The sequence below is a fragment of the Streptomyces sp. VRA16 Mangrove soil genome (genome assembly GCF_017377775.1).
Taxonomy (GTDB): Bacteria; Actinomycetota; Actinomycetes; order Streptomycetales; family Streptomycetaceae; genus Streptomyces.
This window is the reverse complement of sequence record NZ_JAFVLN010000010.1, coordinates 165,924-178,409: the sequence shown is the minus strand read 5'-3', so window position 1 is coordinate 178,409 and position 12,486 is coordinate 165,924. Positions and strand designations below refer to the sequence as shown.

Here is a 12,486-nt window from a genome sequence, read left to right as displayed (position 1 = left end):
CTCCTCAAGCTCCCCGGCTAGCGCTGGGAGGTGTCCCCTGCGGGACCTGAGGAGTGGGTGATCCCCCGCAGGGTCAGTTTCAGCAGGCGGTCCGCCAGGTCCGGGTCCGACGGGGTCTCCTCCGCCGCCAGGGCGATGGCGTTGGTCAGCTGCAGCAGGTCCGAGATCGACACGTCCTGGCGCACCGCGCCCGACTCCTGGGCCCGCGTCAGCAGTGCCTGCCCCGCCGCGCGCATCGGCGTACTGCACGAGGCCAGGGCCGAACTCGCGTCCTGGGACGCCGACATCAGCGCCCGGGACAGGCCCCGGTACTCGCTCGCATGCGTGATGATCTCGCGCAGCCACGCCACGAGCGCCGAACAGGGCTGCGGTGCGTCGAGCAGCGCCCGGGAGCGGGCGAGCAGCTCGGCCACCGCCTCCTCGAAGACGGCGCTCATCAGCGCGTACCGGTTCGGGAAGTGCCGGTAGAGGGTGCCGATGCCGACCCCGGCGCCCCGGGCCACGTCCTCCAGGGACGCCCCCGTGCCGTGCTCGGCGAACGCCGTGCGGGCCGTGGCGAGCAGCCGCTCGTAGTTGCGGCGCGCGTCCGCACGCATGGGGCGGGCGCGATCGTGCTCGGTGCCTGATGCCATCGGGCCTCCCTGGGCGTGCGCGGGCATTCAAGGATGCCTGATCGTCGCGGCGCGCCGGTGCGGAGGGCCGCCCACCGCAGTAGCGTCGACCTCAGGGAACGTCCTGGAGCGGGGCATGAACATCAGGGACATCGGCGACACGGACCGGCACGGCGTCGACCGGCTCGTGCACGAACTGGAACAGAGCACGGACGTCGAGGAGTTGCGGACCCGCGCCGTGCGGGAGCTGATCCGGCTCATCCCGGCCGACGGCGCCCAGTGGTACCACTTCGACCGCACGGGCGGGGTCCACGCGCTGGCCCTGCCCGCCGACTCCTTCCACGCCGACCCCAGGGTGATCTACGACCATCCCGTGGACCACCCCCTCACCGAGGCGATGCTCGTCGAGGGCACGTCCGGCGCCTGGCGGGTCAGTGACGCGGCCGCCGACCGCGAATGGCGCCGCACCCACTGCTACAACCTGGACTTCCGCCCGTTCGGCATGCGCCGCCACCTCGTCGCCAGCAGCCGCGACGAGGCGGGCGTCACCGGGTACGCGCTGGTGCGTGGCGGCACCGACTTCACCGACGGGCAGCGCGACCTGCTCGGCTACGCCAAACCGCGCATCGCCGCCGCCGAGCGGCTGCTGACCCAACGGCAGTGGCTGCTCGCCCTGGTCCGCTCCGCCCTGGACTCGGCGGGCCGTCCGGGCCAGGGCGTCGCGGCGGTCGGCGAGGACGGTGTCGTACGGGCCCTGGACAGCGCGGCCGAGGCGCTGCTGCCCCGGCTGCGCGACGACCCGCGCCTGATGCTCACCGGAACCTTCCGGACGCGGGACGCGGTGGTGCGGGTGGTGCCGTGCGCGGCGCCTGGCGTGGCCCGACTGGTACTGATCCGCGACCTCGGCGCGGCCCGCGCGGCCGCCCGCCGGCTCGGCCTGACCGAGCGCGAGCACCGCACCCTGGAGCACATCGACGCCGGCCGCACCCCGGCCGAGGCGGCCCGGGCGATGGGCATCTCCCTGACGACCGTACGCGGCTACGTGGCGTCCCTGCACCGCAAGCTGTCCGCCGGGCACACGGCCCAACTACTGCGCAAGGGGCGGGAGTCGGGCCTGCTCGGCGAGTGAGAGCAGAGGGTGCGCACGCTCCTCAGAATTGACGGATGGCCCGCGCCGGACACCCCGGCTTCACTGTGAACAGGTCAAGTCGGCCATGCATCCATGGCCCGGCCGTCCACGGCATCAGGGGGAAACGCCATGACCGCGACACCGTCGTCCGCGCACGTGCCCGCAGCCTCCTCAGGGGCCGCCGTCGACCGCGTACGCCCGGCCCGGGCCGTGATGGGCCTGGTGACGGCGCTCGGACCGCTGCTCTTCATCCTGGCGTTCGTCTTCGAACCGTACGCGCTCGACGCCGACGACAAGGGCATGGTGCGCGGCATCGCCCAGCACCCGGGCCAGATGAAGGGCGACCTGTGGATCTGGCTGGTGGCGTCGTTGGTGCTCACCGCCGCCGTCCTGATCGTCGGCGTCTACGCGATGGCCCGCTCGCCCAAACTGGGCCTGGCCGGAACGCTGTTGTTCGGCGGCGGGGTCATCCTGATCAACGGCACCCCGTCCACCGACGTCGTCACGCTGAGCGGCCTGGAGAAGGGGCTGCGGCAGCCGACCCTGGTCACCCTCCAGAAGGGCATCGAGTCGCTGCCCCAGGTGAACACCGCGGTCGCCCTGTTCATCGTGGGCCACGTCCTCGGTTCGATCCTGCTCGGTGTCGTCCTGCTGCGCAGCGGCGCGGTCCCGGCCTGGGCGGCGTGGGCGACGATCCTCGCGATGCCGGCGAACGTGGCCGGCTGGATGACGGGCGTGGAGGCCCTGGCCGTGGTCGGCTTCGCCCTTCTGACGGTGGGCTTCACGATGGTGGGCCTGAGCATCGCGAGGAACGGAACCGGCTGGGTGAGGGGGACGAGCGCCCCGTAGGGGGGCGATCCGTAGGAGGGGCGATCCGTCCCCGGCCCCGGCAAGGACGAAGCGCCCGCCACCCCGTCGAACGGCGGGGTGGCGGGCGCTTCGGACAACCGACGTGAACGTCAGTCCTTGATCTCGCAGATCGCGGCGCCGGAGGTGAGGGACGCGCCGACCTCGGCGGACAGGCCCTTGATGGTGCCGGCCTTGTGCGCGTTCAGCGGCTGCTCCATCTTCATGGCCTCCAGGACGACGATCAGGTCGCCCTCCTTGACCTCCTGGCCCTCCTCGACGGCGACCTTGACGATGGTGCCCTGCATCGGAGAGGCGAGGGTGTCGCCGGAGGCGGCCGGACCCGACTTCTTGGCGGCGCGGCGCTTGGGCTTGGCACCGGCGTTCAGCCCGGTGCGCGCCAGCGACATGCCCATCCCGGCGGGCAGGGAGACCTCAAGGCGCTTGCCGCCGACCTCGACGACGACGGTCTCGCGGCCGGCCTCGTCCTCCTCACCGTCGGCCGCGGGCGCGGCGAACGGCGGGATGTCGTTGGCGAACTCGGTCTCGATCCACCGGGTGAAGACGGTGAACGGCTCGGTGGAGCCGGTCAGTTCGGGCGCGAACGCCGGGTCGGTGACGACCTTGCGGTGGAACGGGATGGCGGTGGCCATACCCTCCACGTGGAACTCGGCCAGCGCGCGCGAGGCCCGCTCCAGGGCCTCCTTGCGGGTGCGGCCGGTGACGATCAGCTTGGCGAGCAGCGAGTCCCAGGCCGGGCCGATCACGCTGCCGGACTCCACGCCCGCGTCCAGACGGACACCGGGACCGGTGGGCGCGTCGAACCGGGTGACGGTGCCGGGCGCCGGCAGGAAGCCCCGCCCCGGGTCCTCGCCGTTGATCCGGAACTCGAAGGAGTGACCGCGCAGTTCCGGGTCGCCGTAGCCGAGCTCCTCGCCGTCGGCGATACGGAACATCTCGCGGACCAGGTCGATGCCGGCGACCTCTTCGGTGACCGGGTGCTCGACCTGGAGGCGGGTGTTGACCTCCAGGAAGGAGATCGTGCCGTCCGCACCGACGAGGAACTCCACGGTGCCGGCGCCGACGTAGCCGGCCTCCTTCAGGATCGCCTTCGAGGAGGCGTACAGCTCGTCGAGCTGGGCCTGGCTCAGGAACGGGGCCGGGGCCTCCTCCACCAGCTTCTGGTGGCGGCGCTGCAGCGAGCAGTCACGGGTCGAGACCACGACCACGTTGCCGTGGGTGTCGGCCAGGCACTGGGTCTCGACGTGGCGGGGCTTGTCGAGGTAGCGCTCCACGAAGCACTCGCCGCGGCCGAACGCGGCGACGGCCTCGCGCACCGCGGAGTCGTACAGCTCCGGCACCTCTTCGAGGGTCCGGGCGACCTTCAGACCACGGCCACCGCCACCGAAGGCGGCCTTGATCGCGATGGGCAGGCCGTGTTCCTCGGCGAACGCGACGACCTCGTCCGCACCCGAGACCGGGTCCGGGGTGCCGGCGACCAGCGGGGCCCCGGCGCGCTGCGCGATGTGACGGGCCGCCACCTTGTCGCCCAGGTCACGGATCGCGGACGGCGGCGGGCCGATCCAGATCAGGCCCGCGTCCAGCACGGCCTGCGCGAACTCCGCGTTCTCCGACAGGAATCCGTAGCCCGGGTGGACGGCGTCCGCACCCGAGTCCGCGGCGGCCTGCAGCACCTTGGCGATGTCCAGGTAGCTGGTGGCGGGGGTGTCACCACCCAACGCGAAGGCCTCGTCGGCCGCGCGGACATGCAGAGCGTCCCGGTCCGGATCTGCGTAAACGGCAACGCTCGCGATCCCGGCGTCCCGACACGCCCGGGCCACGCGGACAGCGATTTCGCCACGGTTGGCGATGAGCACCTTGCGCACGATGGCTCCCTCCTTGAAACAAGCCGAGTTTAGGGACAGCCGACACGGGCTTACGACCCGTCCCCAATGGTGAGCTTGCCCACACGGAGTGTGACTCGAGGGCTGCTCGGTCCCTGAAATCCCTTGTCGCGCCTGGCCGCGCGGGATCCCTCGGTGGAACCCTAACCCCGTCATGTGGTCAAGGTCTCTGTGAGACCGCGCTGCGGCCGGTCGCCTTTCTTTGTGGAGTCCCTACGAATGGCCCAACGATTCTTTGCCTTCGGCAGAACCCTTGTCCGGAGGTTTACCCGTTAGTAGCGTTCGCGATGTCTCGACCGTACTCGCAGTAACAGGCGATGGCTCAAGGGAAGTGGGTGGGACCGGTGGCACGCAGGCCGGTGGCGTGGGTGGCGGCGATCGTGCTCTTCGCGGAGGCGCTCGGGATCGTCTTCCTGAACTGGTTCCTCGGTCTGGTCGTCGACCACCAGGAGATGTCCCTCGCCGGACTCGACCCGCGCGCGATGTCGATCGGCGCCTGGGTGGCGGGCGGTCTGTTCGGGCTCTATCTCGCGCTGTGCGGCCTGGTGCTGCTGCGCACGGCGGTGTCCGACCGGGCGCCGGGCGGCTTCGGGCGGATCCTGCTGATCAGCGTGGCCGTGGTGCACGGGCTGCTCGGCGCGTTCTGCGTCGGCCTGGTGGGCTGGCTCGCCTTCGTCGGCATGATGGTGGTGCTCGGGCTGGTCGTCCTGACGCTGGTCGCCTACGACCGGCACGAGAACGCGAACGGGGCCGACGGCGGGGGCAACGGCGGCGCCGCCACCCCGCCGTCTGCGCCGGCTAGCTCGCCGGAGCCCACAACTCCGTGACGCCGACGCCCAGTCGGGCCAGCAGGCGGCGCAGCAGCGGCAGCGACAGGCCGATCACGTTGCCGTGGTCGCCGTCGATGCCGTCGATGAAGGGCGCCGAGCGGCCGTCGAGCGTGAAGGCGCCCGCCACGTGGAGCGGCTCGCCGGTCGCCACGTACGCGGCGATCTCCTCGTCGCTCGGCTCGCCGAAGCGGACCACGGTGGAGGCGGTCCCGGACGTGTACCGGCCGCTCGTCGTGTCGTACACGCAGTGGCCCGTCTGGAGCGTCCCCACGCGGCCCCGCATCGCCTTCCAGCGGGCGGTGGCCTCCTCGGCGTCGGCGGGCTTGCCGAGCGCCTCCCCGTCGAGGTCCAGGACGGAGTCGCAGCCGACGACGATCGCGTCCCGCGCGTCGGGGCGGGCCGCCACGACGGAGGCCTTGGCCTCGGCGAGGGCGAGGGCGAGCTCCGCGGGGGTCGGTGCGGTGACGGCGTCCTCGTCGAAGCCGCTCACGATGACCTCGGGCGCGAAACCGGCTTGCTTCAGAAGGGCGAGGCGGGCGGGGGACTGGGAGGCGAGGATCAGACGGCGGGCTGTCATGCGGCCAGATTAACTACAGGACGCCCAGCACGAACATCGCGATCACCATCGCCAGAGCCAGCACGAAGCTCGCACGCCGCAGCATCGCCTGCGTCTCGCGGAGCTCCTCGGGGGGCTCGTCCTCGGGGTCTGACCACAGCACGACACCGATACTGCGACGCACGCGCGCGGGGCGCCTGAGTACGCGTACTCAAACGCCCCGGACGGATCGGCTCACGCGGGCCAGTAGGTGCGGGTCCAACTCGTCGGGCCGGGGGCGGGCAGCCGGGTGCGGGCGACGCGCGACGGGTCGGCCCACGCGTCCCGCTCGGCGACCGCGGGGGCCTCGGGGGCCGCCGCGGCCCGCGCCCTGACCACCGCCAGTGCGGCGGCCAGCTCCTCGGGGGTCGGGTTTCCCCGTACGACCTTGATCATCATGACCGGGGCTCCTAGAGGGGGATGTTGCCGTGCTTCTTCGGGGGCAGTGATTCCCGCTTGGTGCGCAGCTGACGCAGGCCCCGTACGACGTGGGCGCGGGTGTCGGACGGCAGGATCACCGCGTCGACGTAGCCGCGCTCGGCCGCCGTGTACGGGTTGAGGAGCGTGTCCTCGTACTGCTGGATCAGCTGCGCGCGCGTGGCCTCGCGCTCTTGGGGGTCCTCGGCGGCGGCCAGGGTCTTGCGGTGCAGGATGTTGACCGCGCCCTGCGCGCCCATGACCGCGATCTGCGCGGTGGGCCAGGCCAGGTTCAGGTCGGCGCCCAGGTGCTTGGAGCCCATCACGTCGTACGCGCCGCCGAACGCCTTGCGCGTGATGATCGTGATCAGCGGGACCGTGGCCTCCGCGTACGCGTAGATGAGCTTCGCGCCGCGGCGGATGATGCCGGTGTGCTCCTGCTCGACGCCCGGCAGGAAGCCCGGCACGTCGACGAAGGTCAGCACGGGCACGTTGAAGGCGTCGCAGGTGCGCACGAAACGCGCGGCTTTCTCGGACGCGTCGATGTCCAGGCAGCCCGCGAACTGCATCGGCTGGTTGGCGACGATGCCGACCGGGCGGCCCTCGACGCGGCCGAAGCCGGTGAGGATGTTCGGCGCGAACAGCGACTGCGTCTCGAAGAACTCGGCGTCGTCCAGGACGTGTTCGATCACCGTGTGCATGTCGTACGGCTGGTTCGCGCTGTCCGGGACGATCGCATCCAGCTCGCGGTCCTCGTCGGTGAGGGTGAGGTCCGCCTCCTCCGGGTACGCCGGGGGCTCGCTCAGGTTGTTCGACGGCAGGTAGGACAGCAGCGACTTGACGTACTCGATCGCGTCCTTCTCGTCGCCCGCCATGTGGTGGGCCACGCCGGAGGCCGAGTTGTGGGTGCGCGCCCCGCCCAGCTCCTCGAAGCCGACGTCCTCACCGGTGACCGTCTTGATGACGTCGGGTCCGGTGATGAACATGTGGCTGGTCTGGTCGACCATCACCGTGAAGTCGGTGATCGCCGGGGAGTAGACCGCGCCGCCCGCGCACGGCCCGACGACCAGGCTGATCTGCGGGATGACGCCGGACGCGTGGGTGTTGCGGCGGAAGATCTCGCCGTACATACCGAGGGCCATGACGCCCTCCTGGATGCGGGCGCCGCCGGAGTCGTTGATGCCGATCACCGGGCAGCCGGTCTTCAGCGCGAAGTCCATCACCTTCATGATCTTCTGGCCGAAGACCTCGCCGAGGGCGCCGCCGAAGACGGTGAAGTCCTGCGAGAACACGGCGACCGGGCGGCCGTCGATGGTCCCGTACCCGGTCACCACGCCGTCGCCGTACGGCTTGTTGGCGTCCAGGCCGAAGTCGGTCGAGCGGTGCCGCGCGAACTCGTCCAGCTCCACGAACGAGTCCTCGTCGAGCAGCAGGTCGATCCGCTCACGGGCCGTCAACTTGCCCTTGGCGTGCTGCTTCTCGACCGCGCGGGCCGAACCCGCGTGGGTCGCCTCGTCGATCCGGCGCCGCAGATCCTCGATCTTGCCTGCGGTGGTGTGGATGTCGGGCCCTGCGGCCTGCTGCTGTGCCAACTCGGACATCGGGATGCGGCTCCCTGCCTGAACAGTCGTGGTGGGGACGGTGCGGTGGGCTACTGACTCGTAGCGTAGTGGCGCGTATACGGCTCGGCACTGCGTCGTTTGCCACACCTACGCTGGGTTGCATGACGCCGCGAGATGGTTCAGAAGCGCACGACGACAACCGCTGGTCGGACTTGGACCGGCCGCCGCTGGGCGAGACGGGGCTGCGCCGCTCCCTGCTCCGCGGCGACGGTTTGTGGTCGTCCCTGGAAGTGGTGCCCCGCACCGGCTCCACCAACACGGACCTGGTGGCGCGGGCCGCCGCGGGCGCGGCCGAGGGTGCCGTGCTGATCGCCGAGGAGCAGAGCGCGGCGCGCGGCCGCCTCGACCGGCGCTGGTCCGCGCCCGCGCGCTCGGGCCTCTTCTTCTCCGTCCTCCTCAAGCCCGGCGAGCACGAGGTGCCGGTGGCGCGCTGGGGCTGGCTGCCGCTGCTGGCCGGTGTGGCGCTCGCCACGGGCCTGTCCGCGACGGCCGGCGTCGACACCGCGCTGAAGTGGCCCAACGACCTGCTGGTCACCGTGGACGGCGAGGAGCGCAAGGCGGCGGGCATCCTCGCCGAGCGGGCCGGGGCGGACGGGATCGTGGTCGGTATCGGCCTCAATGTCTCGCTGCGCGCGACGGAGCTGCCGGTGCCCACGGCCGGCTCGCTGGCATTGGCCGGAGCCAAGGTGACGGACCGGGAGCCGTTGCTGCGCGGGGTGCTGCGGTCCTTCGAGCGCTGGTACCAGGAGTGGTGCGCGGCGCAGGGGGACCCGGGGCTCTCCGGGCTCCAGGAGACGTACGCGGCGGGCTGCGCCACGCTGGGCCGCCAGGTGCGGGCGCAGTTGCCGGGGGACCGGGATCTCGTGGGCGAGGCCGTTGCCGTGGACGGGGACGGGCGCTTGGTGATCGCCGGGGCCGACGGTGCGCGTGAGGCGGTCGGGGCGGGCGACATCGTCCATTTGCGACCCGCGTAGGGGGAGCGTCTTCGGGTGCGGGTGGTCGGTGGCTGGTCGCGCAGTTCCCCGCGCCCCTGAGATGCGCACCTGCGGTGCGGCATCTCAGGGGCGCGGGGCCGTGTCCATCAGCGGCTCCGCCGCGGGGCGCGACCGGCCCCCACCGAGCCGCACCCGCCCACCCGCAGACGGACGCACCCCCAATAGGCGGAACCCGCTCCCGAACGGAGTGACCTGGCACACAGGGGCTGCCGTAGAGTTGAGCCCGGTCGATACCTGACCGCGGCAGATCGGAAGGGCAGCAGGCGTGACCGTCGACGACTCGGGCTCCGGCACGGGTGGCCAAGGCGACCCCGAGAAGTCGGAGGGGGCCGAAGAAGAAACAGAAGACCCCCTGGCGTTGCGGCTCGAAGGGCTGATCCTCGGCGCCGAGCGCCGCTACACCCCGTTCCAGGCGGCCCGCAGCGCGGGCGTCTCCATGGAGCTGGCCTCACGGTTCTGGCGGGCCATGGGCTTCGCCGACATCGGGCAGGCCAAGGCGCTGACCGAGGCGGACGTGCTGGCGCTGCGCCGGCTCGCCGGTCTCGTCGAGGCGGGGCTGCTCAGCGAGGCGATGGCCGTGCAGGTGGCCCGGTCCACCGGGCAGACCACCGCGCGGCTCGCCGAGTGGCAGATCGACTCGTTCCTGGAGGGGCTCACCGAGCCGCCGGAGCCGGGCATGACCCGCACCGAGGTCACGTATCCGCTGATAGAGCTGCTCCTTCCCGAGCTGGAGGAGTTCCTCGTCTACGTGTGGCGGCGGCAGCTGGCCGCGGCCACCGGGCGGGTCGTCCAGGCCGGGGACGACGAGGAGATGGTCGACCGGCGGCTCGCCGTCGGCTTCGCCGACCTCGTCGGGTTCACGCGGCTGACCCGGCGCATGGAGGAGGAGGAACTCGGCGAGCTCGTCGAGGCCTTCGAGACCACGGCCGCCGACCTGGTCGCCGCGCACGGCGGACGGCTCATCAAGACGCTCGGCGACGAAGTCCTCTTCGCCGCCGACGACGCCGGGATCGCCGGTGAGATCGCGCTGCGGCTCATCGAGACGATGAGCAACGACGAGACCATGCCGGAGCTGCGCGTCGGCATGGCCTTCGGGACCGTGACGACCCGCATGGGCGATGTCTTCGGGACCACCGTGAATCTCGCGAGCCGCCTCACGTCGATAGCGCCCCGGGACAACGTGCTGGTCGACGGCGCCTTCGCCGAGGAGCTGGTGCGCACCGGGGACGCGCCGACGTCGGAGGCCGAGGCCGCCGTCGAGGCGCAGAAGGCCGAGGCGGACGGCGCCGAGCCGCCCTCGTACCGGTTCGCGCTGCAGCCCATGTGGCAGCGGCCGGTCCGCGGTCTCGGTGTCGTGGAGCCCTGGACGCTGACCCGGCGCGCCTGACACCCTCCGGTTAACGTCAGTTAACCGGAGGTGCGGTCATATGCAGGATGAGCAGCGGTTCGGGGAGTTCGTCGGGGTACGGCGTCACGAGGGCGGCACCGTCGCCGAGTTGGTGCTGGACCGGCCGAAGGCCATGAACGCGGTCTCCAGCGCCATGGCCCGGTCCATCGGCGCCGCGTGCGAGGCGCTGGGCGCCGACAAGGACGTACGGGTCGTGGTCGTCACCTCCAGCAACGAGCGGGCGTTCTGCGTCGGGGCCGACCTCAAGGAGCGCAACTCGTTCTCCGACGCCGAACTGGTGCGCCAGCGGCCGGTCGCGCGGGGCGCCTACACGGGCGTACTGGAGCTGCCGATGCCGACGATCGCGGCCGTGCACGGGTTCGCGCTCGGCGGCGGGTTCGAGCTGGCGCTCGCCTGCGATCTGATCGTGGCCGACGCGAGTGCCGTGGTCGGGCTGCCCGAGGTGTCGGTCGGGGTGATCCCCGGTGGCGGCGGTACGCAGTTGCTGCCGCGCCGGGTCGGGGCCGCGCGCGCCGCCGAGCTGATCTTCTCGGCCCGCCGGGTCGAGGCCGCCGAGGCCGGTGAACTCGGGCTCGTGGACCAGGTGGTGACGGCCGGTGCGGACCGGGACGAGGCCCTTGCGCTCGCCGCCCGGATCGCCGCCCACTCTCCCGTGGGGCTGCGGGCCGCCAAGCGCGCGCTGCGGCTCGGGCACGGGCTCGACCTGCGGGCGGGCCTTGAGGTCGAGGACGCGGCGTGGCGGTCGGTGGCGTTCTCCGGCGACCGGGCGGAGGGCGTGGCCGCGTTCAACGAGAAGCGCAAGCCGCAGTGGCCCGGTGAGTGACGCCGGGTGACCGGTACGTGGGCGAGCGCCACGGAGACAACCGGTACGGGTGTACACGATTCACCGTAATGCCCGAAACCTCCCTAGCCTGGAGTAATGGGAGAGGATGTCCGGCTGCGGGCCGTCGTGATGCTCGCGCAGGGCATGGCCGCCGCGCAGTCCCCGCGCGAGTCCTGGCGGGCGGCCGCGCTGGGGGCCTGTCACGCGCTGTCGGGGAACTTCGCCGCGCTGTCCGTGTGGGAGCGCGAGCGCGGGCGGCTGCGGGTCCTGGTGAACGTGGGGGAGCGGGCGGCGGGGGAGGCGGAGTTTCCCGAGGACGAGACGTATCCGGTGCACCAGTTCCCGGAGATCACCGAGTTCCTGCACGAGCGGTGGGCCGCCGGCGGTGAGCCCGACGCGTGGGTGGAGACCGCCGCCGGGCCCGTCGAGCGCAGCGGCTACTGCCACCAGAGGGTGGCGGCGCTGCGGCGCCGGGGGCGCGGCTGCTGTGTCGTCGCGCCGGTCGTGCTGCACGGCCGGGCGTGGGGCGAGCTGTATGTGGCCCGGCCGCCCGGCGTGCCCGTGTTCGGTCCGCAGGACGCCGACTTCGCGACCGTCCTCGCGTCGGTCGCGGCGGCCGGCGTCGCGCAGACCGAACGTCTTGAGGAGGCGCGCAGGCTCGCCTTCACCGACGCGCTGACCGGGCTCGCGAACCGGCGGGCGGTCGACATACGTCTCGACGAGGCGATCGAGCGGCACCGCGGCGGGGGTGCCGTGGTCAGTCTCGTCGTCTGCGACCTGAACGGTCTGAAGAAGGTCAACGACACCCTCGGGCACGCCGTCGGCGACCGGCTCCTCGAACGGTTCGGGTCGGTCCTCTCGCTGTGCGGGGCGATGCTCCCCGGCGCCCTCGCCGCGCGGCTCGGCGGCGACGAGTTCTGTCTGCTGGCCGTCGGCCCCCCGGCCGACGAGGTCGTCCGCGTCGGCGACGAACTCTGCTCAAGGGCGGCGGAGTTGGAGTTCGGGGACGGGGTCGCGGTCGGGATCGCCTCGACCGGCGACCCGATCGGGGAGGTGCGCAGCGCGCGCAGGCTCTTCCGGCTCGCGGACGCCGCCCAGTACAAGGCGAAGGCGCTGCGGGCGGTGCGGCCCGTGGTCGCCGGGCGGGACGGCGGCCTCGACGACCCGGTCGTCCGGCTCGCGGACGCGCCCCCGCCGGCCGCCGGGGGCGGGGAGCGGCGGCGCATCCGCGGCGGGCGCGAACGGTAAGGGTCCTTCCCGGAACTCGGTCGTGACATCTTGAGATTCACTGCGTACGCTCCTGAAT

13 protein-coding genes are annotated in these 12,486 nt (G+C 72.2%); 7 read left to right on the top strand and 6 right to left on the bottom strand.

Annotated features, from left to right (window positions below; genetic code table 11):
- Positions 1-17 precede the first annotated feature (17 nt).
- Positions 18-632, bottom strand: a complete 615-nt coding sequence (locus tag J3486_RS26335) for a TetR/AcrR family transcriptional regulator (RefSeq protein WP_229378603.1) — start codon at positions 630-632, stop codon at positions 18-20.
- Positions 633-747: 115 nt separating this feature from the next.
- On the opposite strand from J3486_RS26335, the gene J3486_RS26330 reads away from it, so the two are divergent.
- The gene (locus tag J3486_RS26330) at positions 748-1,740 is read left to right on the top strand and encodes a response regulator transcription factor (protein ID WP_207824458.1); all 993 of its coding nucleotides are present in this window, start codon (positions 748-750) and stop codon (positions 1,738-1,740) included.
- A gap of 129 nt (positions 1,741-1,869) precedes the next feature.
- The gene (locus J3486_RS26325) at positions 1,870-2,589 is read left to right on the top strand and encodes a hypothetical protein (RefSeq protein ID WP_207824456.1); all 720 of its coding nucleotides are present in this window, start codon (positions 1,870-1,872) and stop codon (positions 2,587-2,589) included.
- Between the two features lie 110 nt (positions 2,590-2,699).
- On the opposite strand, the gene J3486_RS26320 is transcribed toward J3486_RS26325, so the two are convergent.
- On the bottom strand, positions 2,700-4,472 hold the full coding sequence (locus tag J3486_RS26320) for a biotin carboxylase N-terminal domain-containing protein (protein WP_207824453.1): 1,773 nt from the start codon (positions 4,470-4,472) through the stop codon (positions 2,700-2,702).
- Between the two features lie 353 nt (positions 4,473-4,825).
- On the opposite strand from J3486_RS26320, the gene J3486_RS26315 reads away from it, so the two are divergent.
- The gene (locus tag J3486_RS26315) at positions 4,826-5,317 is read left to right on the top strand and encodes a hypothetical protein (RefSeq protein WP_307804954.1); all 492 of its coding nucleotides are present in this window, start codon (positions 4,826-4,828) and stop codon (positions 5,315-5,317) included.
- Here J3486_RS26315 and J3486_RS26310 read toward each other — a convergent pair.
- The 4 genes from J3486_RS26310 to J3486_RS26300 form a co-directional block, all read right to left on the bottom strand.
- Positions 5,289-5,897 (bottom strand): nucleoside triphosphate pyrophosphatase, encoded by a 609-nt coding sequence (locus tag J3486_RS26310; protein ID WP_207824450.1) that lies wholly within the window; start codon positions 5,895-5,897, stop codon positions 5,289-5,291. The two genes, J3486_RS26315 and J3486_RS26310, sit on opposite strands and share 29 nt — an antisense overlap.
- Positions 5,898-5,910: 13 nt before the next feature.
- Positions 5,911-6,039 (bottom strand): morphogenic membrane protein MmpB, encoded by a 129-nt coding sequence (gene mmpB / locus J3486_RS44760; protein WP_267878239.1) that lies wholly within the window; start codon positions 6,037-6,039, stop codon positions 5,911-5,913.
- Positions 6,040-6,110: 71 nt separating this feature from the next.
- On the bottom strand, positions 6,111-6,314 hold the full coding sequence (locus J3486_RS26305) for an acyl-CoA carboxylase epsilon subunit (RefSeq protein ID WP_207824447.1): 204 nt from the start codon (positions 6,312-6,314) through the stop codon (positions 6,111-6,113).
- A gap of 11 nt (positions 6,315-6,325) precedes the next feature.
- On the bottom strand, positions 6,326-7,933 hold the full coding sequence (locus J3486_RS26300) for an acyl-CoA carboxylase subunit beta (protein ID WP_207824445.1): 1,608 nt from the start codon (positions 7,931-7,933) through the stop codon (positions 6,326-6,328).
- Positions 7,934-8,055: 122 nt separating this feature from the next.
- Between J3486_RS26300 and J3486_RS26295 the strand changes: the two genes are divergently transcribed.
- From J3486_RS26295 to J3486_RS26280, 4 genes are all read left to right on the top strand, one after another.
- Positions 8,056-8,928 (top strand): biotin--[acetyl-CoA-carboxylase] ligase, encoded by an 873-nt coding sequence (locus tag J3486_RS26295; protein WP_207824443.1) that lies wholly within the window; start codon positions 8,056-8,058, stop codon positions 8,926-8,928.
- Positions 8,929-9,214: 286 nt separating this feature from the next.
- Positions 9,215-10,336: an adenylate/guanylate cyclase domain-containing protein gene (locus tag J3486_RS26290; protein WP_207824440.1), complete on the top strand. Its 1,122-nt coding sequence runs from the start codon at positions 9,215-9,217 to the stop codon at positions 10,334-10,336.
- Between the two features lie 40 nt (positions 10,337-10,376).
- Entirely contained in the window at positions 10,377-11,180 is an 804-nt protein-coding gene (locus tag J3486_RS26285; protein WP_207824438.1) for an enoyl-CoA hydratase/isomerase family protein, read from the top strand.
- 96 nt (positions 11,181-11,276) lie between these two features.
- Positions 11,277-12,428 carry a diguanylate cyclase domain-containing protein gene (locus J3486_RS26280; RefSeq protein ID WP_207824436.1) on the top strand — a complete coding sequence of 384 codons (1,152 nt, stop codon included), beginning with the start codon at positions 11,277-11,279 and terminating at the stop codon, positions 12,426-12,428.
- Positions 12,429-12,486 lie beyond the last annotated feature (58 nt).

Coding starts and splice junctions, on each gene's coding strand:
- J3486_RS26335 (WP_229378603.1), bottom strand. CDS start 632: ATGGCATCAGGCACCGAGCACGATCGCGCCCGCCCCATGCGTGCGGAC.
- J3486_RS26330 (WP_207824458.1), top strand. CDS start 748: ATGAACATCAGGGACATCGGCGACACGGACCGGCACGGCGTCGACCGG.
- J3486_RS26325 (WP_207824456.1), top strand. CDS start 1,870: ATGACCGCGACACCGTCGTCCGCGCACGTGCCCGCAGCCTCCTCAGGG.
- J3486_RS26310 (WP_207824450.1), bottom strand. CDS start 5,897: ATGACAGCCCGCCGTCTGATCCTCGCCTCCCAGTCCCCCGCCCGCCTC.
- J3486_RS26305 (WP_207824447.1), bottom strand. CDS start 6,314: ATGATGATCAAGGTCGTACGGGGAAACCCGACCCCCGAGGAGCTGGCC.
- J3486_RS26300 (WP_207824445.1), bottom strand. CDS start 7,933: ATGTCCGAGTTGGCACAGCAGCAGGCCGCAGGGCCCGACATCCACACC.
- J3486_RS26295 (WP_207824443.1), top strand. CDS start 8,056: ATGACGCCGCGAGATGGTTCAGAAGCGCACGACGACAACCGCTGGTCG.
- J3486_RS26285 (WP_207824438.1), top strand. CDS start 10,377: ATGCAGGATGAGCAGCGGTTCGGGGAGTTCGTCGGGGTACGGCGTCAC.
- J3486_RS26280 (WP_207824436.1), top strand. CDS start 11,277: ATGGGAGAGGATGTCCGGCTGCGGGCCGTCGTGATGCTCGCGCAGGGC.